The 24,088-nt window shown below is 69.0% G+C and carries 13 protein-coding genes; 6 read left to right on the top strand and 7 right to left on the bottom strand.

What is annotated here, in order from left to right; all coding sequences use genetic code 11:
• Positions 1 to 22: 22 nt before the first annotated feature.
• From BM142_RS06645 to BM142_RS06625, 5 genes are all read left to right on the top strand, one after another.
• Positions 23 to 3,307, top strand: a complete 3,285-nt coding sequence (locus BM142_RS06645) for a TM0106 family RecB-like putative nuclease (protein WP_092195994.1) — start codon at positions 23 to 25, stop codon at positions 3,305 to 3,307.
• A 101-nt stretch (positions 3,308 to 3,408) separates the two neighbouring features.
• Positions 3,409 to 4,155: an enoyl-CoA hydratase/isomerase family protein gene (locus tag BM142_RS06640; protein WP_092195993.1), complete on the top strand. Its 747-nt coding sequence runs from the start codon at positions 3,409 to 3,411 to the stop codon at positions 4,153 to 4,155.
• Between the two features lie 115 nt (positions 4,156 to 4,270).
• Positions 4,271 to 5,269 carry a phospholipase D family protein gene (locus BM142_RS06635; RefSeq protein WP_092195992.1) on the top strand — a complete coding sequence of 333 codons (999 nt, stop codon included), beginning with the start codon at positions 4,271 to 4,273 and terminating at the stop codon, positions 5,267 to 5,269.
• A 57-nt stretch (positions 5,270 to 5,326) separates the two neighbouring features.
• Positions 5,327 to 6,412, top strand: coding sequence for an endonuclease NucS domain-containing protein (locus tag BM142_RS06630; RefSeq protein WP_092195991.1), 1,086 nt, complete (start codon positions 5,327 to 5,329; stop codon positions 6,410 to 6,412).
• A 7-nt stretch (positions 6,413 to 6,419) separates the two neighbouring features.
• Positions 6,420 to 7,520: a PDDEXK family nuclease gene (locus tag BM142_RS06625; protein ID WP_092195990.1), complete on the top strand. Its 1,101-nt coding sequence runs from the start codon at positions 6,420 to 6,422 to the stop codon at positions 7,518 to 7,520.
• 32 nt (positions 7,521 to 7,552) lie between these two features.
• Here the strand turns inward: BM142_RS06625 and BM142_RS06620 are convergent, their stop codons facing one another.
• The gene (locus BM142_RS06620) at positions 7,553 to 8,473 is read right to left on the bottom strand and encodes an HNH endonuclease (RefSeq protein ID WP_092195989.1); all 921 of its coding nucleotides are present in this window, start codon (positions 8,471 to 8,473) and stop codon (positions 7,553 to 7,555) included.
• Between the two features lie 132 nt (positions 8,474 to 8,605).
• Here BM142_RS06620 and BM142_RS06615 point away from each other — a divergent pair, with 132 nt between their 5' ends.
• The gene (locus BM142_RS06615; RefSeq protein WP_092195988.1) at positions 8,606 to 9,766 is read left to right on the top strand and encodes a DNA cytosine methyltransferase; all 1,161 of its coding nucleotides are present in this window, start codon (positions 8,606 to 8,608) and stop codon (positions 9,764 to 9,766) included.
• On the opposite strand, the gene BM142_RS06610 is transcribed toward BM142_RS06615, so the two are convergent.
• From BM142_RS06610 to drmD, 6 genes are all read right to left on the bottom strand, one after another.
• Positions 9,755 to 10,162, bottom strand: coding sequence for a very short patch repair endonuclease (locus BM142_RS06610; RefSeq protein WP_217640615.1), 408 nt, complete (start codon positions 10,160 to 10,162; stop codon positions 9,755 to 9,757). The two genes, BM142_RS06615 and BM142_RS06610, sit on opposite strands and share 12 nt — an antisense overlap.
• Positions 10,163 to 10,269: 107 nt before the next feature.
• A complete protein-coding gene (gene drmC, locus BM142_RS06605; protein ID WP_092195987.1) occupies positions 10,270 to 10,983 on the bottom strand; it encodes a DISARM system phospholipase D-like protein DrmC in 714 nt (237 codons plus the stop codon).
• A complete protein-coding gene (gene drmB, locus BM142_RS06600) occupies positions 10,980 to 13,085 on the bottom strand; it encodes a DUF1998 domain-containing protein (RefSeq protein WP_175527140.1) in 2,106 nt (701 codons plus the stop codon). Before drmB ends, drmC begins: the two co-directional genes overlap by 4 nt.
• Complete coding sequence (gene drmA / locus BM142_RS06595; RefSeq protein ID WP_092195986.1) at positions 13,082 to 16,747, bottom strand: DISARM system helicase DrmA; 3,666 nt, start codon at positions 16,745 to 16,747, stop codon at positions 13,082 to 13,084. Before drmA ends, drmB begins: the two co-directional genes overlap by 4 nt.
• Positions 16,747 to 20,709, bottom strand: a complete 3,963-nt coding sequence (locus BM142_RS06590; RefSeq protein ID WP_217640614.1) for an Eco57I restriction-modification methylase domain-containing protein — start codon at positions 20,707 to 20,709, stop codon at positions 16,747 to 16,749. Before BM142_RS06590 ends, drmA begins: the two co-directional genes overlap by 1 nt.
• 41 nt (positions 20,710 to 20,750) lie before the next feature.
• Positions 20,751 to 23,969, bottom strand: a complete 3,219-nt coding sequence (gene drmD, locus BM142_RS06585; protein ID WP_092195984.1) for a DISARM system SNF2-like helicase DrmD — start codon at positions 23,967 to 23,969, stop codon at positions 20,751 to 20,753.
• Positions 23,970 to 24,088: the final 119 nt, after the last annotated feature.

Genomic DNA, 24,088 nt, shown 5'->3' with positions numbered 1-24,088 from the left:
GGCGATCGGGAGGCACGGGGCGATGCAGCGACTCGACGGACGGCTGGTGCTGAGTCCGACCGATCTCACCTCCCACCAGGAGTGCCGGCACCTGACGTTCCTGGACTTGGGCGTGGCAGCGGGGGAGTGGGCGGCGCCGGACGTCGAGACGACCGACGAGCTGCAGTTCGTCTTCGACCGGGGCCTCCAGCACGAGAAGAAGTACCTGGCCTCGCTGGTGGCGGCAGGGAAGTCGGTCGCCGAGATCGAGACGGCGTTCGACGTCGACGGTCGCCGCCGGACGGAGGCCGCGACCGTCGAGGCGATGCGCCGCGGGGTCGACGTCGTCTACCAGGGGACGTTCTTCGACGGCGCCTGGGGCGGACAGGCCGACTTCCTGCTCCGCGTCGAGACGCCGTCCCCGGTCTTCGGCGACTGGTCGTACGAGATCGCCGACACCAAGCTGGCACGGAAGCTGAAGGTCGCGGCGCTGCTGCAGATGGCCACCTACGCCGAGCGGCTCACCGTGCTGCAGGGGGTGGCGCCGCAGCGGATCCACGTCGTCACCGGGAACGGCGAGTCGCGGCCGTGGCGGCTGATCGACGTCGCCGCGTACGCCTGTCGCGCGCGAGCCCGGCTGGAGACGTTCGTCGACGCGCCGCCGGCGACCGGACCCTCGCCGATCGGCTACTGCAAGCAGTGCCGCTGGGCCGACCGGTGCAACGGCGAACTGCGGCAGGCCGACGACCTCGGCCTGGTCGCCGGCATGCGCGGCGACCACCGTGACCTGCTGCGGGCGGCGGGCATCCCGACGCTGGAGGCGCTGGCCACCGCGTCGCCGGAGCTGCTCAAGTCCTCCGGCGTCGGGGCGGACGCGCGCACCCGGCTGCAACAGCAGGCGGCCGAGCAGCTCAAGGAGCGGACGACGGGGGAGTCGTCGCGGACGCTGCTGCCGCCGGTGTCCGGTCTCGGCCTTCTTCGGCTGCCGCCGCCCAGCCCCGGTGACCTGTACCTCGACTTCGAGGGCGACCCCTGGTTCGAGGACGGCGCGGGCATCGAGTACCTCGCCGGGCTGGGGGACCGGTCGGGCGGGTTCACACCGCTGTGGGCGCACGACCGGCCGGCGGAGAAGCAGATGGTCGCCGACCTGATCGATCGGATCGTCGCCGCCGCGCAGGCCGACCCGGAGATGCACGTCTACCACTACGCGCCCTACGAGGTGACGGCGCTCAAGAAGCTGACCGGCGGCTACGGCGTGCGCGAGGCGGAGCTCGACCAGCTGCTGCGCGAGGAGCGGTTCGTCGACCTCTATCCCGTCGTCCGGCAGTCGATGCGGATCAGCAAGGAGTCGTACTCGATCAAGAAGGTGGAGGCGTTCTACGGCCGGTCGCACGAGGGCGAGGTGGCCAGCGGGCTCGGCAGCGTGCTCGTCTACGAGCAGTGGCTGGCCGACGGCGACGCCGCGAAGCTGGCCGCGATCGAGTCGTACAACAAGGAGGACGTCGACTCGACCCGCGAACTGCACGACTGGCTGGAGCGGCAGCGCGCCGAGCTGGAGGCGCTGCACGGGTCGTTGGCGCGGCCGACGCTGACCTCCTCGGCGCCCGACGCGAAGTTGACCGACGCCCAGGCCGCGGAGCTGGAGCTGACTGCTCGCCTGCACGACGCCGGCCACGAGCTGCTCGGCGACCTCGTCGGCTGGCACCGCCGCGAGGACCGCCCGGCATGGTGGGAGGTCTACCGCCTCCAGGACCTCGACGCCGAGGAGCTAGAGCGGGACGGCACGGCGCTGGGCGGGCTGTCCTTCGTCCGGTATCTGGGGCCGGAGAAGCGGAGCCACCTGTACGAGTACTCGTTCCCGGTGCAGGACACGAAGGTCTCCACCGGCGAGGCGCTCGACGTGGACACCGCGAAGAAGGTCGGCGAGGTCTTCGAGTTCGACGCCACGGCCGGGCGGCTGGTGCTGAAGACGACGGCGACGGAGCCGCCCCGCCCGCGTGGACTCGGGCCGGGCGGTCCGCTGAACACCAAGAGCCTGCGCGAGGCGATCCAGGCGACCGGGGACGACGTGCTGGCCGGCCGCGACTGCCTCGGCCAGGCGCTGGTCGAGCGCCGCGTTCCCGCGGGAACACAGCTGCGGGAGGGCGAGACGACGACCGACGCGATCGTGCGGCTCGGACTGAGTCTCGACGGCGAGGTGCTGGCGATCCAGGGCCCGCCCGGCAGCGGCAAGACGACGGCGGCCGCTGCCCTGATCCGCGAGCTGCTGGACGCCGGGAAGAAGATCGGCGTCACCGCGACATCTCATGCGGTGATCGGCAACCTGCTGAAGGCGGTCGGGCGGCCGGCGCTGCAGAAGTGCGACGAGAGCCAGCACTGCGGCTCGGACGACGTGGCGTGGTCTGCGGACAACGGCTTCGTGGCCTCGGCGCTGGTGAGCGGCGACGTGAACCTGGTCGGCGGGACGGCGTGGTTCTGGACCCGCGCGGACGTGGCGCAGGCCGTGGACGTGCTGGTGGTCGACGAGGCGGGGCAGTTCTCGCTGGCCAACGCGGTCGCGGTGGCGCGGGGTGCGCGGTCGATGGTGCTGCTGGGTGATCCGCAGCAGCTGGCCCAGCCGAGCCAGGCGGTGCACCCGGGGGAGTCGGGGGCGTCGGCGCTGGAGCACCTGCTCGACGGGCACGCCACCATCCCGACCGAGCGCGGGGTCTTCCTCGACTGCTCCTACCGGATGCATCCCGATCTCACCGCGTTCGTCTCCGACCTGGCGTACGAGGGCCGGCTGGAGGCGGCGGACGGTCGCGACCGGGTCGCGGTGCTGGGGGAGGGGCCGCTGTCGGGCAGCGGTCTGCGGGTGCACCCGGTCCGGCACGAGCTGACAGCGGCGGACAAGAGCCAGCAGGAGGCGGACGTCGTCGCGGGGCTGTGGCGGTCGGTGCAGGGCTCGACGTGGCGCAACCACCTGGGCGAGGAGGCGTTGATCGGGCCGGAGCAGGTGCTCGTTGTCGCGCCGTACAACGCGCAGGTGGCGCTGATCAAGGCGGCGCTGCCCGAAGGTGCGCGGGTCGGGACCGTGGACAAGTTCCAGGGCCAGGAGGCGCCGGTGGTCATCTACTCGATGACCAGTACCAGCGCCGACGACGCTCCGCGGGGCATCGGGTTCCTGTACGACCTCAACCGGCTGAACGTGGCGGTGTCGCGGGCGCAAGCGCTGGCATGTGTCGTGCTGAGCCCGCTGCTTATGGACGCGCCGGCGCGGACGCCGGACCAGTTGCGGAAGGTGAACGCGCTGTGCCGGCTGGTGGAGTCGGCGACGGCCGTCGCGTAGTTCTGGCCACCTGCGCGGGGCGGTGCACGCGCGTGGTCTGATGCCTGTCAGAGAGGTGGTGCCGGCGTCGGGGCCGGTCCGCTCGGTAGGAAGGTGGGCTCGTGGCCGGATCCGGTGAAGTGCTGCTCGAGGTGGACGGCGGCGTCGCGATCGTGACGCTGAACGCCCCGGACCGGCGCAACGCGCTGACCCCGGCGATGGCCGCCGAGCTGATCGCCACGTTCGACGAGGTGGACGCCAAGCCGGAGGTCGGTGCGCTGGTGATCCGGGCCGTGGGCAAGTCGTTCTGCGCCGGCGGGGACGTCGCGACGCTGACCTCGGCCGGCGAGGACCCGGCGGCACCCGAGGCCTATGAGGGCATGGGCAAGATCTACGACTCCTTCTACCGGCTCGGCCAGGTGAAGGTCCCGACCGTGGCGGCTGTACGCGGCTCGGCGGTGGGCGCCGGCACGAACATGCTGCTGGCCACCGACCTGCGGATCGTGGCCCGCGACGCCCGGCTGCTGTGCGGGTTCCTCAAGCGCGGGATGCACCCGGGCGGCGGGCACTTCGTCATCCTGTCCCGGCTGATCGGCCGCGAGGCGGCGGCGGCGATGGCGCTGTTCGGCGAGGAGATCAACGGCGACAAGGCCCGCGAGCTCGGGCTGGCCTGGGAGTCGGTGGACGACGCCGAGGTGGAGAAGCGTTCCTTGGAGCTCGCCGCCCGCGTGGCGGCGGATCCGGAGCTGGCCCGGGTGGCGGTCGGCAACTTCCGCAAGGAGGTCGTCAACGGCGCGGTGGCCTGGGACGTCGCCATGCAGTCCGAGCGCCCCGCCCAGATGTGGTCGATGCGTCGTTCAGCCCAGTAGCGATGCCGACAAGAGGTCGTGCTGCTGGTCAGGCCTCGTTTCCCGTGCGGGGGAGCACCGCTTAGGCGGCAGGCCAGTCAGAGCTCGATGACCCGGACGAGAATGAAGGCTGGCGATGACGGAAACCCTCGTACTCCAGGCACATGACGAGTTGTCGGCCGGACTAGCGGCCGCCCATTCAGAGGTACGTCTGGCCAGCCCGTACATGGGCGCCGGAGTGCTTGCGCGGTTGGCGCAGCTGGCGAAAGCGAGTTCAGCGACGTGGAGGGTTCTTACGAAGTTGGACGCAGCTGCCATCGCGCATGGGTCTCTGAGCACTCAGGGGCTGCGGCAGCTCCTGGCAGCAGGGGTCGAGCTGCGCTCGCTATCCCAACTCCACGCGAAGGTCTTCCTCGGTGACGACGCGTTCGGGCTGATCGGCTCGGCCAACCTGACTGACGCCGGCCTGGGAGGAACCGGCGGCAAGTCGAACGTTGAGCTCGGGGTGCTGCTGGACGGCACCCAGCAGCAGGAGGCATCGAAGCACTTCGACGGTTGGTGGGGGAGCGCATCTATCGTGACCGAGGCCGACATAGACGGTGTCGAGAAGCTGGCGAAGAACCTGCCCACGAGCGTGTCGGCCCCGGTCGTCGACGCTGAGCCACCGCAGTTCCTTGAGGAAGCCAATCGACTCTTGGCGGAGGCGCGTAGCGCGAATCTGTGGATCAAAGCCGTATATCAGGACGAGGCGGCCGCGGACCTAGCATGGGGCGCCGGGGCGTGGTTCTCGAGCAGCAAACGGGGGCGGCCCTCTTTCCAGGTCGGTGACCTCGTCCTGATTTATGCCAAAGACGCCCACCGTTGTAGCGCCGTCGTCGAGGTCACCGACTCTCCTCGCCGCGATCCTGCTTTCGTCGTGAGCGACGGAAGGCCGGAGGAGGAGGGCGAACGGTGGCCGTGGGTCAATGACGTGACGGTGCGGCTCAAGGTGCCGAGCGCGGTCGGCGTCCCACTCAGCCACCTAGGGTTCACGGGCCAGTCGCTCCAAGGCGGACACAAGCGCTTAGGGCACAGCGAGTTCGCTCTGGCCGTTCGCTACCTAGCCGCGACGCCGGCAGGCGATGCAACGTCGTAACGGAGGCGGAGTACCGAAGATGCCGCCCTCGATAGCAATCAAGGTAGGAGCGACCAAGTGCCTCTGGAAGTAGGGCTGTGGCGAATCGACGGCGGCAAGCCGGTGAAGGTCCCGGCTACGGGCGTGCCCCTCGAATCCCAACTCGAGACGATGATCGAGGCGGATCCCACGATCCTCGGTACGCCGCTGTTGCTCATCGGTCGACAGGTACCGACGGACTTCGGCAAGTTCATCGATCTGTTGGCCATCGATGACGAGGGAGCTCTGCACGTCCTCGAGCTCAAACGGGACCGAACTCCACGCGAGGTCGTCGCCCAGTTGCTCGATTACGGCTCATGGGTGCGGAGTTTGAGCCACGAGCAGGTAATCGACATCTTCGCCAACTACAAGCCTGGCGTGGCTTTCGAGCAGGAATGGACCGACACCTTCGCTGCCGATGTGCCGGAAGAGCTCAACGATGGTCACCGGTTGACCGTGGTCGCCGGTGATGTCGACCCGGCCACCGAGCGGATCATCGCCTACCTGTCCGACTTCAGCGTGCCCATCAACGTCGTCTTCTTCCGGTATTTCGACGACGGGGAGCGCGCCTACCTGGCTCGGACGTGGCTGATGGACGAGGCACGGACCCCGGCGAGGAAGGCTGGCGCCGGGCGGGGCGGCACGAAGGAGGCGTGGAACGAACAGGACTGGTACGTCAGCTTCGGCGAGGAGAGCGGCAATCGGAGCTGGGAGGACGCAAGCCGGTACGGATTCGTCTCCGCCGGTGGCGCCGAGTGGTTCTCCCGGACGTTGCGCAAGCTGCCGATCGGCGCGCGGGTCTTCGCATGCATCCCGGGGACCGGGTACGTGGGTGTCGGCACGGTAGCCGGAGAGGCGCGACCCTTCGAGGATGCCGTCGTGGATCTCGAAGGGGAACTCGTGAAGCTGGCCGACCAGCCGCTGGCGGCCGCCTACCAGCACCCGCCTCGCCCGAACGGGGAGGAACACCGGGAGTACGTCGTCCCGGTGACGTGGGAGCGAACCCGCCCGCGGTCGGATGCCTATTGGGTGAAAGGCATGTTCGCCAACCAGAACAGTGCTTGCAAGCTCCGCAACCGCTTCACGCTCGAGCAGTTGGCGACCGCCTTCCACTTAGGGGAGTGACGGGACTGTGCTCATCCGCACGCCTGGAGGCTCGTGGGAGCGTCCGACGGTTACGAGCTACACCGACGAGGCGGCTCTCGAGACAATGCTGCTGGATTCGCCCGAGCTCCTCCCCGGCGGTGACGGCTCGCCGTTGGCGGTCGTGAGCCAGTTGTACGTGCCCGGTACAGGCCCCATGGATCTCTTCGCAGTCAGCTTGACCGGTGAGCTCACCGTGGTAGAGGTCAAGCTGCGTGCGAACCCCGAGATCAGGCGAAGCGTCGTCGGCCAGACATTGGCCTATGCATCCGGCATCTGGCGCATGTCGTACGCCGAGCTCGACGAGGCATTCCGTGCTCGCGCAGGCAAATCTCTGGTGGAGGTCCTCGCGGGACGGGCGGACGCTTTGGGTGGGGACTTCGACCCCGAGTCGTTGCGCGAGACGGTGACCCGGAACCTTGCCTCGGGTGCCATGCGCCTGGTCATCGCAGTAGACGCGATCACTGACGAGCTGAAGCGCATCATCGAGTTCCTCAACGACCGGACACGGCCAGAGTTCGAAGTGCTCGCGCTCGAGTTGACCTACATGGGGCAGGAAGGCGTCGAGGTGCTCGTTCCCGCCGTCTACGGCCAGGAGGGCATCCGCCGCAAGGCGACAGAAGGCTCCCGGCGTCGCTGGAACGAACAAGAGTTGCTGTCGGCGATCGCCGACCACAGTGGCCCAGTTGCGGCAGAGGTACTCACCGCCGTCTACGAACACGGTCGCAGTCACCCGCTCTTCTCGCGCTGGTACTGGGGGGAAGGCGCGCACCCGTCCGTCACGGCCTGGTTCTCAACGCACGGGATCGACGTCCCTGTGTGGAGTATTTCCACGGCCCCGGAAGGGCGCAGCGTCCTGGCAATGAACTTCGACTGGATCCATCGCCGGGGGGCAGGGCTACCTATCGAGGCGGTGGAGCGACTCGCTGAGCGACTGCGGGTGCTTCCAGGCGTGACCCCGCTGTACGCAGGTTTGGCCGTTCGCGGGTACGCGAAGCGACCTTCCATACCTGAGGCATCGCTGACTGCCCCGGGCGCCAAGGACGTGATCGTCGAAGCTCTGGATGAGCTGCTCGGCGACCAGGGCTAGTACCTGACCAGCTCTTGGCTTCGAGCACCACACTACGGACGGCGCGCAGCGAGAAAGTGTTGGTAGCGGTCCATCAGTCGATCCGTGTCCGGGCGATCCGCACGGCGGGTGGGAATCTGCATCAGCGCTCGCCCGTGGTGGTCCTGGAGACCATGCCGAAGCATCGGACCGTCGATCTCGTCGAGCAGGCGGTCGTGGATCTCCACGGTGTAGTCGGGTCGTATCCCGAGGATGTGACGGTCGTAGGCAGCGTGGTGGAGCTTGCAGAGTGCGAGGCCGTTGCTGGTGATCGCCGCTCCCCGCGGGTCGGAGTCCGGGATGATGTGGGCGGCGTCCAGGAGCTCTCGATGGTTGAGCGAGCAGACGGCACACCGGGTCTCGTACGCCACCATCACCTGGCTCGCGAAGACCGGCTGGTGCAGGCGCCGCCGGGTCATGGTCAGCAGGTACTTCCGCAACGTCTCCTCCACCCGACTACCCGGTGAGATCTGGCGTTGCTCCTCGGTCAAGGCCATGACGAACTGCGACTCGTCCGGCTCCTCCCCGATCAGATAGACGGGGAAGATGGCCTGGAAGATCCCGGGCCGGATGCCGTAGAACCACATGAGCGGTACCTGCTCGAGCATGGCGCGACGCAGCCCTTCGTTCTCCGCGGCGCCTCGCTGGTCTCGCCGGAGCTTGTACCGGTGCAGCCCGTCCGCGCCCTCGGAGTCGTCATAGGGCCGGGACGGAGCGCCTTCCGGCGCCGCGGTCAGGATGCTCAGCGCGGCCGACCATCCCTTCGGACGACGGATCCCGCGGCCGGCGTCGACCAGCGGGAATCGGTCACCGCCAACATGGAAGTCGTCTCGCAGCCGGGCACGGGTGACCGGGATGGTCCCGTCGAGCGACACGCTGCTCAACCAGTCGAGGGCGGCCGCTCTGACGTACTGCTCCGAGGCAAGTCCGGTCACGGGCGGAGCCTCTACTGATCTGACCTGTTCAGCAACGGGGAGCGCCGAGGAGGCGTCACGAAGAGAGAGCCCAGTTCTGGTCACGTGTGCCGGAGCAGCACGGGCCGAGTTTGCCGTGGGAGGCTGCTCGCCGTGACGCACTCGATCCTCGGATTGTTCGCCGGGATCGGCGGGATGGAGCTAGGGCTGCAGCAGGCAGGCATCGACGAGCCGTCCGAGCTGTACGAGTGGTGGCCATCGGCGAGGTCCGTTCTGGCCGCCCACTTCGAGGACGCCGACCTGAACGGCGACGTCATCTGTCTGCGGGATCTGCACGATGCCACCATCGTCACCGCTGGCTTCCCGTGCACCGACCTGTCGCAGGCGGGCCGCACGTCAGGTCTGGAAGGCCTCGCATCCGGCCTGATCCGTCACGTGCTCCAGCTCCTCCAGACGTCGCATCCCGAGTGGGTGCTGATCGAGAACGTGCCGAACATGCTCCGGCTCGGTCGGGGGGCGGCGATCCGGGAGATCACTGCGTCCCTGGAGTCCGCGGGCTATGCGTGGGCCTACCGCACCATCGACTCCCGCTCCTTCGGGCTGCCGCAGCGCCGCAAGCGTGTGTACCTGCTCGCATCCGCCGTGCACGACCCGGCAGCGGTCCTGTTCCGGGACGACGCACCTTCCGAGGAGCCGGACGGCGCAGCCTCCGGAGCCGCACGGGACAGTGCCTACGGCTTCTACTGGACCGAGGGCAACCGCGGTGTCGGGTGGGCGATCGACGCCGTGCCGACGTTGAAGGGCTCCACGACCGTCAGCATCCCCAGCCCGCCGGCGGTGTGGATGTGCGCCAACGAGCCGGGCATGCGCATCGTGCGGCCGTCGATCGAAGCGGCGGAGGTGCTCCAGGGCTTCCCTGCCGGGTGGACTGCGAATGCCCCGACCCGCGACCGGTGGAAGCTGGTGGGCAACGCCGTCAGCGTCCCGGTGGCTCGCTGGATCGGCGAGGGCCTGCTGGCCAGCGACGCTCCCGCAGCCACTCTCGGCGCGACGCCGCACGTGGATGGCAGCGTCTGGCCCAAGGCCGCCTGTCACGTCGGAGGAAAGACGTGGGAAGTCGGCGTGTCCGAGTGGCCACGATATCCGGCACCTGGTTACCAACACCTGGCCGACGTCCTCCGTACACACGGCCAGGAGCCGTTGTCGCACCGAGCGACGAAGGGTTTCCGCGACCGACTCCGGCGCAGCAGTCTGCGGTACTCGCCGCACTTCATGTCGGCACTCGACGAGCACGTGGCGTTGTCAGCGCCCTGATCTCGACGCGCCATCGGGTGCCGCGAGCCGGTCTACGATGGTTGAGACGACGCCCTCCGGCGTCTCGTGCTCCCAGAAGCGCAGCACCGTCCAACCCATCTCCTCGAGTTGCGAGGTCACGTCCGCGTCGCGGGCTCGGTTGGTCGAGATTTTCTCGACCCACCAGGCTGCGTTGGCCTTCGGCGACGTCGCGTGCACAGGGCAGCCGTGCCAGAAGCATCCGTCGACGAAGACGGCGAGACGTGCGCGCGTGAAGGCGATGTCGATCGTCCGCCGGCGTTGGCCTGGGACCGGCCAAGCCACTCGATAGCGGAGGCCGGCGATGTGCAGCAGTCGACGCACGGCCATCTCCGGGCCGTTGTCGCGCTTCTTGACGCGGCCCATGCGCCGGGACATCTCGGCACTGGAGGACCCGGGATGCCGGCCGGGCTGGGGGGTCCTCGCCATCACGCCTTGAGCGTTCCACGGCGACGGCTCGGTTGACGGAGCGTCCACAGTCGGGATCAGGCGGAGTAGTCCACCAGAACTCTGCTCTCGCGCAGCTGGTCGAGGTGCGCCTTGATGGACGAGGCCACCGCGGCGTCGCGCAGCAGGATGCCGCACTCGAGATTCGTCTCTGCCGCTGCGGAGGAGAAGTTCGCGCTGGTCACGAGTGCCGCGAGCCCGTCGATCATCACGATTTTGGCGTGCTGCACGGCGTACTCGCCCACCTCGGGTGGACTCATCGTCCAGATGCGCGCCCCGGCCAGCCTCCCGGCGAGCGCCGTGGCCGTCTGCGCCTGCCTCGCCCGATCGACGACGAGCGTCACGGCGACACCGCGTCCGACGGCCTCTTGGAGCGCCGCCACGTAGGACGACCCCATCGTGGCGGAGTACGTAGCGGCGTAGACGTACGACTGCGCCTCGTTGATCAACTGCGACGCGGCGAGGGTCGTGTGGCCTTCGCTGTGCGGCAGGCTCGGGGACGTCCACACCAACTGCGGTCGGGCGGCGCGAGGAACGCCGCTCAGGGCCGACAGCACGACCGCCAGGGCGCGGACGTCGCCGGCGAGATCGGCCAGGACGGCGTCGAGGAGCTCCAGCACGCGCTCGCGACGATCCCCGTGGACGCTCTTGACGGCCTGGTGGAGCAGTCCGTGGCCGAGATCGAGAGAACCGCCGATCCGCTTCGCCTCGTCCTTGGTCAGGAAGGCGCCGAGCTCGGCGGCCGCCGTCATCCGCCGTCCTCCTCGCACAGCGAGGCGAACAGTCCGGGCGTCCAGGTGCTCGGGTCGGCGACCAGGTCGAGGACCATCCGCCGATCGAGGAAGCGGTTGGTCCGCTCGCAGCTCGTCTCGCTGACGAACAGGCAGAAGTGGCAGGCTCCGCCGTGCAGGAAGTCCTCCTTGCCCCGCGGTGCTCGGTGCGAGCAGATCGGGTCCGACGAGCAGCGGGTGCCGCGGCGGAGGGCGTCCAGCACGACCTTCTGCAGCTTCCCCGGCTTGGCCAGCTCGACGAGCCCACCGAGGGTGCCTTCGCTGTCCGAGGACGTCGTGCTGACGAGGAGGCCGGCCGCCGGCGGGACGTCGTCGTTGCCGGGCCAGGCGAAGATGCGCTCGGTCAGGCTGGCCGAGCCGTAGCCGCTGGACATCGCCATCTCGCGGATCAGCAGGTGCGAGAGCGTGTGGATGGCCCAGTAGCGCGGGGACGGGAAGCGGCCGTCCGGATGGATCTCCGCTGCGGTCTTGCTCGTTCGGCGCCGGAAGTTCAGCCGGTGCGCTGCCCTGTAGCGCTGCCAGACCGGACGGTCCAGCACGTCGGCTTCCCAGCTGGCGACGCGCGCCTCGTCGAACTGGATGAAGATGCCCTCTCCGCGGTCCTCGGTGGCCGGCACCCACGCGGGGAGGCCGTTGCGGGTGAGGGGGGCGACGCGGTCGGAGGCGTCGTCGATGCGGTCGAAGGCATCGATCCGGGTGAACCCGATGAAGGCGTTGACCTTCTTGAGCCGCTCGACGGCGACGACGCCGGTCACGAGCGGCTCCAGCTCGGCAGCCACGTCGCGAGACGCGGCCTTGAAGTCAGGGGAGCCGCTGTACTTGGTGAACTTCGACGGGTCGCTGAGCACGGTCCACTCGGGAGCCAGCAGAGTCCGCGGGTCGCGTCGGGCGGCCGCCTGCTCGCTGTCGTCCGCGGTCGTCGATTGCCCGGTCGCGAGCTGGAACGCCTCCCAGAGGACGGCGTTGTCGACGTCGTCGAGGCCCGAGAGACCATTCACCCCGGCGAGAAGCTTGAGGGAGTCCATGCCCTCCGGACCGTGGATGGCTTGCAGCACCTTCTTGGGCAGGGAGCCGATGGCCGGAGCCAGCTCGGACGCCGAGGCCTCGTCCTCCCGCGGCAGGGACAGGGCACTCACCGTGTTCGAGAACCATTGGTTGGCGGCTCCGAGCAGCATGAGCCGGCCCTGCTCCTTGCAGGGGAAGAATGCGTCGAGGTGTGGGTGTCGTCCGCGGCAGCGAGGCAGATTCGCGGCGGCTGCGCGAGTGGTCGCATCCAGCATGCCGCGGTCGGCCTTGCACGCTTGGCAGGTGATCCGCACATCCGGACCGAGGTTGCTCTTCCACTCCTGCATGCGGAGCCGCGGGCGAGGAGCGGACGGGCATGCCGCTCCCCGGTGCACCCAGGCGACGTAGGGGAATTCGTCGAGGTGTCCCTTCTGGCATGCGACGAGATAGCGGGCAGGCACAGCTGTCCGGTCCCTCGGCTTGCGCTTCACCGCGCCGCCCTCGGACCAGCCAGTGCACCTCAGGTGCAGGAACTCCGCCTGGTCAGGACGGAACGGATTGGTGTTGCGGTACTCGAAGCTGGCGCCGTCGGACACCTGGCCGAGCAAGCCGCAGCCGGTGCACCGCAGCCATTGAGGGAAGACGCGCCCGGGGATGCCCAGGTCGGTCGCCGAGTCCTTCTGGCCGATCTCGGCGGATGCCCACGGGGGCTTGCGCAGTTCGTGCACGGTCTTGCCCAGGTGCGCCTGGACGACCTGGAGCAGGCGGGGCTCGACGATCGTCTCCGGCGGCGTGGGTCGACGGCGGTAGATGCGCTCCCAGTCGTCGAGGCCGTGGGGCATCACCGACAGGTGCGGCAGGTCGACCGTCGAGCCGATGCCCTGCGTGTAGAGCAGCGCAGAAGGCCGGACGGCACCGACCTTCGCCCGGTTCTTCGGCTTGTTGGCCTCGACGTCGGCGAGCGGGTCGAGCTCCTGCTCGACGGTGGCCACCGCCGCCTCGGGGACGTCGGGGGAGGGTGGGGCGACGTCGGTCGGGTCTTCCGACAGGGCGGTCATGCGTCCTCCTCGGCGGGGGGCTGGAAGCTCCAGCCCGGCGCGTCGACGGGCTCCTTGGCGGCGAGATGGCTCGGGCTGGGGCTGACCAGCAGGTTGATCTCCGGCTGCACCTCGCGCATCGAGTTGGCGACGACGAACACCTTCTCGGCGGCCGTGGTGGTCCGGACCTCGGGGCTGATCAGCAGGGGCGAGGTGACCTGGGTCTTGTCGGTCGACCGCTCGTAGACGAGGCCGCCGCCCTCCTCGATCGCACGTCCGAGCCAGCGGTCCTTGCGCTGGATCAGCTTGGCGCGTATCCGCTCGTCGAAGTCCGGCTCGGTGTAGGCACGCGCTGCCCGTTCGGTGAGCCGCTCGATGACCTCGTCCAGGCGCTGCGCGCCGTCGATGATCCGGCCGGCGCCGAGCTCGGGGGATAGCGACTTCGGCCGGCCGACGTCCATCACCCGGGCCGCGCTCACCAGCACACCCATGAGCCCTCGCTCGAGAGCGGCCTCGGAGAACGGGGTGACGCTGAGCGCCTCCACCTGCGCGTAGAACGTCTCGTGGTAGTGCCGGAACTGCTCGAAGTGCGCCATGTCCCGCGGCCTCGACCAGTTGGCCAGCGACACGACCAGCCCGGGGCGGGACGGATCGCGACCCACGCGGGACGACGCCTGGATGTACTCGGCGGTGTTCTTGGGCTGGCCGACGACGAGCATCAGGCCCAGGCGGGGGACGTCGACACCGACCTGCAGCATCGACGTCGCCAGGACGAAGTCGTACGGCCGCTGGTCGAAGCCGCCCTTCACCTTGCCGTCCTGCATCGCCTTGGTGAAGGCGGCCTTGCCGGCCGTGCTCCAGCGGTCCGGGTCGAACTCTAGGGAGAGCTTGTCCAGCGTGGCCCCGATCTCCGACGACGAGATCCGCGAGGTGAGTTCGCCGATCGCCAGTCGTGAGAAGTCCGTGGTGCGGCGCGGGAAGGGCTCGGTCCTGCCGGACACACGGGTGGTGACGTCGTCGTCGAGATAGCGCCGCATGCCGGCGAGCTCTCGCGTGGCACTGAAGTAGGCGACCGACGTCAAGTACGGGTCAGCCGCCTTCCCGTGCTCGTCGAGCAGCTTCTGCCCGGCGAGCAGGAGCACCTCGGCGATGCGGATCTCGGCGAGGGTCAGCCGGATGCCATGCGCGCAGACGCCGAGGTATTTCCGTCCCGGGTCGTCCTCGGTGACCTCCAGCTCCCTCGAGAAGAACGTCTGGCGGACGTCGAGCACCTGCGGCGGGAAGACGTCGACGCCTCGTCCGTACAGGTTGCGGACCTGGTCCTCGGCCTTCCGGACCGTCGCCGTGGAGGCGATGATCAGCGGGAGGACGGCGTCGCCGTCCCGGGACCAGGAGCAGAGCACGTCGACGACGTTCTCGAAGACGCCGACCGCGGTGCCGAGTGCTCCGGTGATGAGGTGCAGCTCGTCCTGGATGATCAGGTCCGGCGGTCGGAGGCGCGACACCGGCTCGACGTCGGCGGCCGGGTAGCTGACGCCGCTCTTGGTGACGGCGTTGTGCTTCTGGCCCTTGCACGAGTCGCCCCGCGCGTCGGGGTGGCGGTAGCCGTGGCGGGGGCAGCGCTCGGCGACGTAGCCGAAGAGGCTCGCCGCCTCGCCCTCCCGCGCCAGCCGGGCGAACTTGTCGACGGTGGCGAGCAGGAACGTCGGCGGGTGCCGGTAGATCTCCTCGTCGACGGTGAGGATGGGAAGGCCTTCGTCGTCCTGTCCGCGTGTGGAGAAGGGGCACTCCTCGTCGCGATCGCCGCAGCGGACGTGGATCCGCTGGGTGGTGGCCACGGCGTCGACGTCGCGCTTCGGGTCGATCGGGGTCCCGCACCACGGACAGCGCTTGATCTGTAGGACGGTGAGGCCGTGGGCACGACCGTCCTCGGACTTCGCCAGCTTCACCTGTGCCTCGGCCTCGGCGTAGCGCTTGGGGCTGACGCTGCTGCCGACCCAGAGCCCGATGCGGAAGGGCTCGGCGCCCCAGGTCGCTTCGTCCTCCCGGCGGATCAACTCCGCCGCGCACACGAGCGCGGCCGCGCGCTGGAACTGCTGGGAGGTCAGCAGGCGGAGGGTGTACCGCATGAGGACGGCGACGCCGTCACCGCCGTCCAGCTCCCCGTCCTCGCCCTGGACGGCTCCCTGGAGGCGCCGGATCGCGAAGGTGAAGGCCGCCAGGCCGAGGTAGGCCTCGGTCTTGCCACCACCGGTGGGGAAGAAGAGCAGCTCGACCCGGGAGTCCTCGCCGCTCCGATAGGGATCGGTCGGGTCCACCAGCGCCGGCAACTGCATGAGGATGAAGGCGAGCTGGAACGGCCGCCACGAAGCCGCCTTGTCGCCCTTCGCCTCGACCTCGGCCAGGGCTTGCTCCACGGTGACGCCGACCTTGGCCGCTCGTGCGGCGGCAACCTGGGAGCGGATGCGCTGGTCGCGCATGGCTCGGTTCATGAACCGGAAGGCCGCCAGCGTGTCCGGGTCGCTCTCCAGCAGCTGCAGCCCGGCCTTCAGCCGGGAGGCGACGACCTTCGCCTCGCCGATCGCCTCGGAGGCGGTCTTCCTCAGGTGGTAGGGGAGTGCGGCGGCTGCCGGCTCCTGGTCCTCGGCCAGCCACGCCGCGTAACCGGCGATCATCGGCTCGAGCGCCCGGCGGATGTCGCCGGGGTCGATCTCAGCGAGGACGCGCATCGACGTGACGGTGTTCCCGGCGTCGCCGGCGACGGTCTGCGGGACGTCGGCGGTCGGCAGCCAGGTCGTCGTGATCTCGCGGGCGCGCCGGGTCTTTGGGACCTCGTCCCAGTCCACGGAACAGGTGCGGCCGACGGCGTACTCCAGCTTGTGCTTGTACTGGAGGTCCAGGCGGCGACGCTCCTCGTCGGGCTCCCGGTAGCCCGGTTCGAGGACGTCGCGGCTCGGGAGGAAGCACTCCGAACCGTCTTTCGCGGTGACGGTCAGCTTCGTCTGGAACAGCCAGTCCCCGGGCGGGGCATCGGTCCCGGTGATGCGGTCGTTGCTGAGCGCCAGTTCGACGATCAGTCGATCGCCGAGCGGGAAGACTTCGACGCGCAGGCTGACGTCGGTGTCGAGGTCGAGGACGTCCGCTCGTCGTGCCGTGGTGCCTACTAGGACGAGCTCCCTGGGGAACTCCAAGGGAGTGCGCCGGAACCAGGTGCGCTTCTTGCCTGTTTCCTCGTTGAGGCGCTGGAAGCTCTCGTAGCGGGCCCACTCGGCTGTGACGACGAGCGTGCCGACATCGGCGGGCACCTGGAACCGAAGGCCCATCGACGAGGGATGGGTCAGGGCTCCCTTTGGGCCATCGTCCTCCTCGTCATCCGACTCGGCGGTCGAGACGTCCTCGTCGGTCGGCACGGGGACCCCGAGCTGTCCGTCTCGGTCGGGGTCGGAATCGCTGACCGCCTGGACCGGAGCACCGTCGATTCCCTGGCTCTCGGCCTCGTCCGGGTCGAACGATAGGCGTGCAAGCGAGGGATCAATCGTGACGGGTGCCAGACCGCCGACGGCGTACATGGCGCGAGGGCTTGCGGGGATCTCCTCGTCCGCATCTCCGCGCGGGCCCAATAGTTCATCTCGGATGAGGTTGACGAGCTCAGCCCGCACTGTTGTGGAGCCGGACTCGGGCATCAGATGCGACCTTCCTGCGCTTGCCCGTTTTGTCGCTCCATTGCCGAACGCCGGTGATTCTCTCGGAGTAGTCGATCCAGCAGTTCGACCCTTGCTGCCGGGCTGACGGTGAAGCGTTCAGCCTGGCGGTATGTGTGAAACCCATGGCCCAACATCAGGTCGCTCCAGTCGTACGCCTGGACGGCCGCCTCATCCAGCTCCACATGCAGATCGCGGATGGTTGAGACGTCTCGGTCCGCCGATAGAGAAGGGTCATTCACCAGGTTGTAGAGAGCGGTCAGGCCTATGCTGCGATCTTGCATCAACTTGCGTCGCGTGTTATCGAGAGCCTCACCGGCCGCTTCTAGTCGCGCAGTGACCGCGGGTCGAGGGAATGTCTCGAACACGTCGGAAGGCGTATATCTTACGCGGGTCTCCAGCGTAGAGCTGTAGGTAATGGCCCAGATCTGGTGAGGGGCGGAAGTAAGAATCGCAAGATGTCCGGGCGTATCTAGGGCGAAGACGACGCACGCATCGCCGATCACTTGGCCGGTGGGGACGCGTACAGGTAGGACCGCCTTGCTGACCCGCGCGATGACGATTACCCCATCCATATCCCGTATGGCTCGGTACAAGCCCGGCCGGTTCTCGGCGTAGCGCCACCAGCGCTCGCGATTGGCCTTCCTGTTCAGCTTGGCTCGCTCCGGCCTTACGAGTCGCTGTACTCGCTCGTACGGCAGGCGGTAGCGCTTGGCTGTCGCTTCCTCCCAGTCAAAGAAGTTGATCACAAAGCGGCTGGCAGAGAGGTCAGGGCGACCAGTCAAGTCCGCCCCTGTGAGATAGGGAAAGATGACATCAGAATTGCGCGGTTCATCTTGGAGCATGTTCGTCGCCTGATCGCGGTCAAGCACAAAGCCGTCGCCCAGCACGTACGAGCCTATGAATGCGGTGCTCTGGTTCTCGGTCAGCCGCCTTGGGCGTCCGGCAACTGCTCCCTCAGGCTCAAGCAGAGCCGAGATGCGATGAACCCGCACGCCGTCAACCCAGACTCCACAGCCCTTCTCGGGCTCTGTGGATCCACCCCAAACGGCTGCGAACTCCAGGTTGGCGCTCGATGCCGGCCACGGCCTGCTCTTGATTGCCCGTGTGATCGTAAAGCCGTCATCTAGCAGCTGGTGAAGCCCGACCTCCTGGGTGTCCCCTTGAGCGATGGTATTGGTTGCGATGAGTCCGAGCTTGCCGGTCCGTCGCATCAAGGAGGCGGCCCGGAGCAAGAAATAGGCCACGAGATCGGCGCCACCCCGAACGTTATTGGCGATCTGCTGAGACAGAAATTCGCGATACTCGTCTCCAAGCGCGGCTTTCAGTTTCTTGTCACCGAGAAATGGCGGATTGCCGACGATGGCGTCGAAGCCGCCGTGTTCGAGGAGAACGTCAGGGGCCTCGATGATCCAGTGCACTGGTTCCCAGCGGGCGTAGTCGGTGGGAACGGTGGGCGTGAGTCCTTGCTCGATGATCCGGTCGAGGACGGTTGTGTCGCCAATGCTGTCGTCGGCGGGGAAGGCCTTGATAAGGGCGCCTTCGAGGGCCGTGTACGCGTCTTCGAGCGCAGCTCCTGGCCTTCCGCCGAGGCGGAGGGCGGTGGCGACGATGCCGTCCGCAATCAGTCGGAGCTTGCCGCTGACCTGCTCGGACTGGCCGAGCAGGCGGCGCTTGCCGTTGCGCGTTCGCTGGGGGTCGTCCTCGTCGACGGTAGTGGCGAGCTGGTGGCGGATGCGGGTGACCTCGTTCAGCACGGCCTCGGCGTCGACGAAGGCGTTGAGCTGCTTCGACTTCTTCGTCTCCGGTGCGATGTGCAGGTGTCGAAGCTGCTCAAGGGAGGTGAGGCCGAGCAGCGAGTTGCCGTGGAAGACCTTGTCGTCGACGAAGGAGAACGGCTTGGTGGGGTCGAGTGAGACCAGCCAGAGGGAGAGCTTGCACATCTCGACGGCCATGCCGTTGATGTCGGCGCCGTAGAGGCAGTGGGCGATGACCTCGCGGATGGCGCGGGTGCGCAGGCCGGTGTCGACGTGGTCGCCGTCGACGATGGCTTCGGTGGTCCAGGCCTCGACGAGTCGGTCGGAGAGGTAGCGGGCGGCGGCGACGAGGAAGGCTCCTGAGCCGGCGGCGATGTCCGCGACCTTGAGGTCGAGGATCGCCGAGCTCGACTTGAGCCGCCAGGCGTTCTCGTCGTTGGTCTGCAGCGGTCCGGGTTCGTAAACCAGCGGCTGCAGGGCGTGGAGCACGACTTCTTCGGCCAGGGAGCGGGGTGTGTAGTGCGCGCCGGCGTTCTTCCGGGACGGGGTCTCCGAGACCACCAGACCGCCGCGCGGGACGACGTAGGGCAGGTCGCGCAGGTCCCGGCGGATGAGGTTGCCCCACGACACGAGTGCGGGAAGCAGGTCGGGGTCGTCGCCGGCGACCGGCTTGAGGAGGCGGTTCATCTCCGCCTCGTCCACGTCGGCGTCGTGCAGCTTGGCCATCTTCGCCACGGAGACGAGCTTTGCCGCCGGCTGCGTCTGCTTGACCCAGTCGGTCAGCCTCCCGGCGAAGTCCTTGGCGCCCCGCGACTCCTCGTAGATTTCGTCCAGGGTGTCGAGGTCGATCTCGGGTTCCTCGCCGTCCTTGCCGACGAGTCCGAGCACGACCTCGGCGTCGACCCCGCGGCAGGTGTAGCCGAGCAGGCCCTCGTAGATGTAGCCGATCTGCTCGACGTCGACGTCCCGGAACGAGATCCGCCGCGCCTGACCGCCGACCTTGGCCACCTGGACCGACTCGAGCACGTGGAGCATCACCCGGTCGGACACGCGCAGGCGCAGTCCGCCGTCGGGACGCTCGGCGGTCATCCACGGGAACCGCTGGGGGTCGAACAGGGAACCGCCGTAGGCCGGCATCCGAACCTCGTCGAAGTTCGCCCCTCCGTAGAGGGCGGTGCTGACCGCGAGCAGTCGGTGCCAGACGTCCGTGGAGTGGTCGAGGTTCTCCTCGCCCTCCTGCTGCGCCCGGGCCTGCAGGTCGTCGAGCAGGTCGCTGATCCCGTAGGCGGCCCGGTAGAGCTCCGGTGTCGGCAGCATTCCGCGCTCCTCGGCGAAGAGCAGGAACACCACCCGCATCATCACCGTGACCGCGGCCTGGTAGATCTCGTCCGGGTCCTCGCACAGCGGGTCGTCGAGCCCCTTGCCCCGCGCGGACAGCCGCGCCTCGGAGAACGCCTGGACCAGCAGCTCCACCGATTTGCGGACCTGGACGCCGAGCGCCTCGGTGATCTCCTCGGCCTCGAGCACGCTGCGCTCGAACAGCCGCGGGAGCCGGCGCTCGGGGTTCGCGTGTCGCAGCGTCGATGCGCTGACCAGCGTCAGGAACGCGTCGCGCAGCCGGGGCTCCTCGCGCCAGCTCAGCGCGTCGACCACGCCCGAGCCTGTAGTCGTGCTCTCGCCGGCCCAGACGAGCGCCCACCAGCGGCCGTCGGTCACCACGCCGACAGCGACGTCGGCCTTGCGCAGCAGCGCGGCGATCCGGTCGACCTCGCTCGCCGACCAGCCGTCCAAGCCGGCCGCGTGCAGGCTGTCGGTCGGCGGCACGACCCGCAACAAGCACGCGATCTCGTCGTCGCGCCCCCGCAGGGCGCCGTCCGGGCGGACCGCGATGGTCTCGCCCGGCGACCGGACCACCACGTCCTCCGGCAGCTCGCCCGGTGCGATCCGATGCCCCTCCCACCCGGCGAGGACGTCGAGCACCACGTCCACCCATGACCGCGCCACGTCCGCGTACTGCTCGGCGGATTCGTTGCGTGAGCGGTCGAAGGCCTGCTCCCAGACGGCGTGGTTCTCCTTGAACGTGACCAGCCGGTCGTCGACGTCGCTCAGTGGCTCCATCCCGTTGGGCCACATGTCCTTCAGGACCGGCAGGGACAGGAATGGGCCGTCGGTCTCGACCTGCGCCAACCAGTCCTGGTGCAACTGCGTCGTGCTCGGCGGACGACGCCTCATCGGACCGCCACCCCCTGCTCGGCGTCGGCGGGGCTGATCGCGAAGAGCACCGCGGCAGGGAATGGCCACGGCTTCACGTCCTGGTAGCGGGTCTCCACCGCCTCTCGTTCGCGGCGGCGCTCGTCGTCGATCTCGTCGAGCCTGGCGCGCATCTGCCGCAGGTCCCGCTCCGACTGGTGCTGCTCGACGTCGAACAACATCGCCTCCGCTTCCTGTTCGAGCTTCTCCGCCGCGGCGATCGACTCGCGGAGCGTGCTGGCGAACCGGGTGAAGATGGCGTCCACCCGGCCGAGGTCCTCCTCGCGCCGCTTCGCCAGTCGGTCCTCGACCTCCCGCGTCCGCCGCTCGACCCGGACCCGGATGGCGTCCTCCACACGGGATCGCAACCCAGCGGTGTCGTCGTCCCAGGCCGTGGCGAGGCGGCGCGCGACCTCGTCCGGCGCGGCGGTCAGCTCGTCGCCGTCCAACGCCCGGGCCAGCAGCTCCTCGGCTCGCTCGACACCGACCTGCTGCCGCCGGCCCAGTCGAGTGCCGGCCAGGAAGACCTCTTCGTGCAGCCGGATGCCGCCGCGACCGACGAGGACGAGGCGGACGACCGCGGCGGCGAAGGACTCGTCGAGCCCGGGGACCACGACGGCGCTGACGCGGTTCAGGTCGGTCTCGCCGCCCCACAGCGCTGATCGGAGCAGTCGGGTGGACCGCTGGAGCAGCGGGTGGCCCAGATGGGCGTGGACGACGTCCGTGGTGGCGCGGGCGACGTCCTGGTCGAAGGTGATGGGCCGCAGGCGGTCCGGCTCCAGCCGGCTGGCCAGGCCCCGGGTGACCGGTTCCCAGGAGCGCGCGAGGGACGGCAGCTCGAAGACCTCGGCGCCGCCGTCCTCCACCTGGGTGGGGACCAGCCGAGGCTGCATGTCGAGGTCCAGTGCGGTCTCGACCACGCGCCGGAGGTTCATCGGCCGCAGATGCAGGCTCTCCCGGTCCTCCTCCAGCTGGGTCTCGAGGGCGGTCAGCTCGGCGTTCACCTGCCGCTGCCCCAGCAGCATCTCGTTGATCGCGCGGTCTCCCTTGGGGGCCTGCTCGCTCGACTTCGGTGTGAGGGCGGCGCCGGTCAGCTGTCGCTGGATGTCGGGCGCGATGATCTCGTTCGCCGATCCGAGGTCCAGCTCGACCCGGGCGATCTTCGTGGCGACCCGAGCGAGGAAGTCGACGTCCGACGCCAGGCCGGAGGGGCCCGCCGCCGGTGTGAAGTGCCGGATGTCGGGCTGGTGCTCCTGGCCGTACCGGTCGACCCGGCCGATGCGCTGCTCGAGCCGGTTCGGGTTGAACGGGATGTCGTAGTTGAACAGCCGGTGGCAGTTGGCTTGCAGGTCGATGCCCTCGCCGGCGGCGTCGGTGGCGAGCAGGATGCGGACCTTGGTGCGGCTCGGCGGCTCGTTGAACTGCGCGCGGGTGAGCTCGCGCTGTTCGGGGTCGGTGCTGCCGTCGATGACTGCGATCCGGTCGGCGTCGTAGCCGTGCTGGAGCAGGTTGTCCCTGACCCAGTACAGGGTGTCGACGTACTCGGTGAAGACGACGATGCGCTCGTCGAGCCAGAGTTCGCCGGCGAGCAGCACGCCGTCGAGGTGGCGGACCAGGGCCGCCAGGCGGGAGTCGACGGTGCCGTCGAACTCGTGGCCCCAGCTGCTGAGCCACCGCAGGTCCGCGATGTCCTCGTCGGTCAGGGGAGGGAGCTTCCGCCGGGTGCCGGCGAGGGTCAGCAGCTCGGTCTGGTCGGACTTCCCTTCCTCGAGGTCGTCCGCGTCGACGCCGAGGACGTCGTCGTAGTCGCCGCTCAGTTCGGCGTCCACACCGCGGAGCCGCGTCTCCAGGTAGACGTCCACCGTGCGGGCGAAGGCGACCGGGGAGGAGAAGAAGCGCTTCTTCAGCAGGAGCGTCGCCATGTCGCGGGCCTGCTTGGCGGCGCCGTCGCCCGTGGCCACCGCCTTGTCGCGACGGTTGGTGAAGGCGAGGAGGCACTCGTAGGCCTCCTCCTCGGCGGGTGAGGGCTCGAACGGCAGCGCGGTGACCTGGCGCTCCTGGAAGCCCTTCGCCTCCTTCAGGTCGCGCTTCAGACGGCGGACCGCGACCTCGCGCAGCGCCGAACGGTCGATGTGCGAGCCGCGCACGAAGCGCTGTGGGTCGACCATCTCCAGCAGGGCGGTGAACGACTCGACGTAGCCGTTGTGCGGGGTGGCGCTGAGGAACAGGCGGTGCTCGCACTTCTCGGCCAGCTCGCGGACGGCGTGGGTGCGCCGCGAGTCGACGGCGTAGCCGCGCCGGGTGATGTTCAGCTTGTCGACCCGCTGCGGGCTCGAGGGGGCGACGTGGTGCGCCTCGTCCACGATCAGGATGTCGTAGGCGAACCGCCGGGCGCCCTCGCGCTTCGCCGACTGCGCGTACACGTCGCGGAGGAGGCGCTGGGCGCGCTGCCCGGGCAGCCACGACATCGAGACGATGATGCGCGGGAAGAGCGTGAACGGGTTGGCGTGCAACCCGTGGCTGCGGCGAACCTCGCGCATCGTCTCCGAGTTGATGATCGTGAAGTCGAGGCCGAACTTCTCGAGCATCTCGTCCTGCCACTTCAGGGCCAAGCCGGCGGGGCAGACGATGATCGCGGTGCGGGCGCGGTGGCGGAGGAAGAGTTCCTGCGCGACGAGTCCGGCCTCGATGGTTTTGCCGAGACCGACGTCGTCGGCGAGGAGCAGGTTGGCCCGCGTCTCGCGGAGCGCGCGACGCAGCGGCTCGAGCTGGTAGGGCTCGACGTTGGCGCCGCTGCGGAAGGGCGCCTGGACGACCTGGGAGTCGGCGGAGGTGATGGCGCCCCAGCGGAGGGCGTCGATGAAGGCCGCGAGCCGGCTCGGGTCGTCGAACCGGTCCGGATCGATCGTGGTGGGGAGGCCTAGCTCCGGTCGGAGCGAGCGGCCCTGTTCGAGCTCCCAGACCACCTGGAGCTCCTGGCCGAGGCGGTCCTCCTCGAGGGACTGGAGGGTGACGGCGTGCTGGAGGCCCGTGGTGGCGTCGTCGGCGCCGCTGCGGGGGAGCCCCTGGACGCGGACGTCGGTGACCGCCCAGGTCGCGCCACGCACAACCGCGATCTGACCCGGCTCGGGGACGGAGCGGGTGTCCGGAGCGGAGGCGTCCTGTCGCTCGGACGGACGGACGCTGCTGTCTTCCATGACTGCCACAGCTCGGACAGTAGTTACGAGACAGCGATGCGTCGCCCCTCCTCGGGAGTGCACGTGTCGCTGGGGTCCGTGGTGCCACTGGGTTCGATGACCGTTCTGGAGGGCGTCCC

The sequence above is a fragment of the Blastococcus tunisiensis genome, from assembly GCF_900112815.1.
In the GTDB taxonomy this organism is placed as follows: domain Bacteria; phylum Actinomycetota; class Actinomycetes; order Mycobacteriales; family Geodermatophilaceae; genus Blastococcus_B; species Blastococcus_B tunisiensis.
Note: the sequence above shows the minus strand (reverse complement) of the source record. Positions and strands in the feature narration are given on the sequence as shown.

Bases quoted from the DNA above. Each gene is read 5' to 3' on its own strand.
- BM142_RS06645 (WP_092195994.1), top strand. From the start codon at position 23: ATGCAGCGACTCGACGGACGGCTGGTGCTGAGTCCGACCGATCTCACC.
- BM142_RS06635 (WP_092195992.1), top strand. From the start codon at position 4,271: ATGACGGAAACCCTCGTACTCCAGGCACATGACGAGTTGTCGGCCGGA.
- BM142_RS06610 (WP_217640615.1), bottom strand. From the start codon at position 10,162: ATGTCCCGGCGCATGGGCCGCGTCAAGAAGCGCGACAACGGCCCGGAG.
- drmC (WP_092195987.1), bottom strand. From the start codon at position 10,983: ATGACGGCGGCCGCCGAGCTCGGCGCCTTCCTGACCAAGGACGAGGCG.
- drmB (WP_175527140.1), bottom strand. From the start codon at position 13,085: ATGACCGCCCTGTCGGAAGACCCGACCGACGTCGCCCCACCCTCCCCC.
- drmA (WP_092195986.1), bottom strand. From the start codon at position 16,747: ATGCCCGAGTCCGGCTCCACAACAGTGCGGGCTGAGCTCGTCAACCTC.
- drmD (WP_092195984.1), bottom strand. From the start codon at position 23,969: ATGGAAGACAGCAGCGTCCGTCCGTCCGAGCGACAGGACGCCTCCGCT.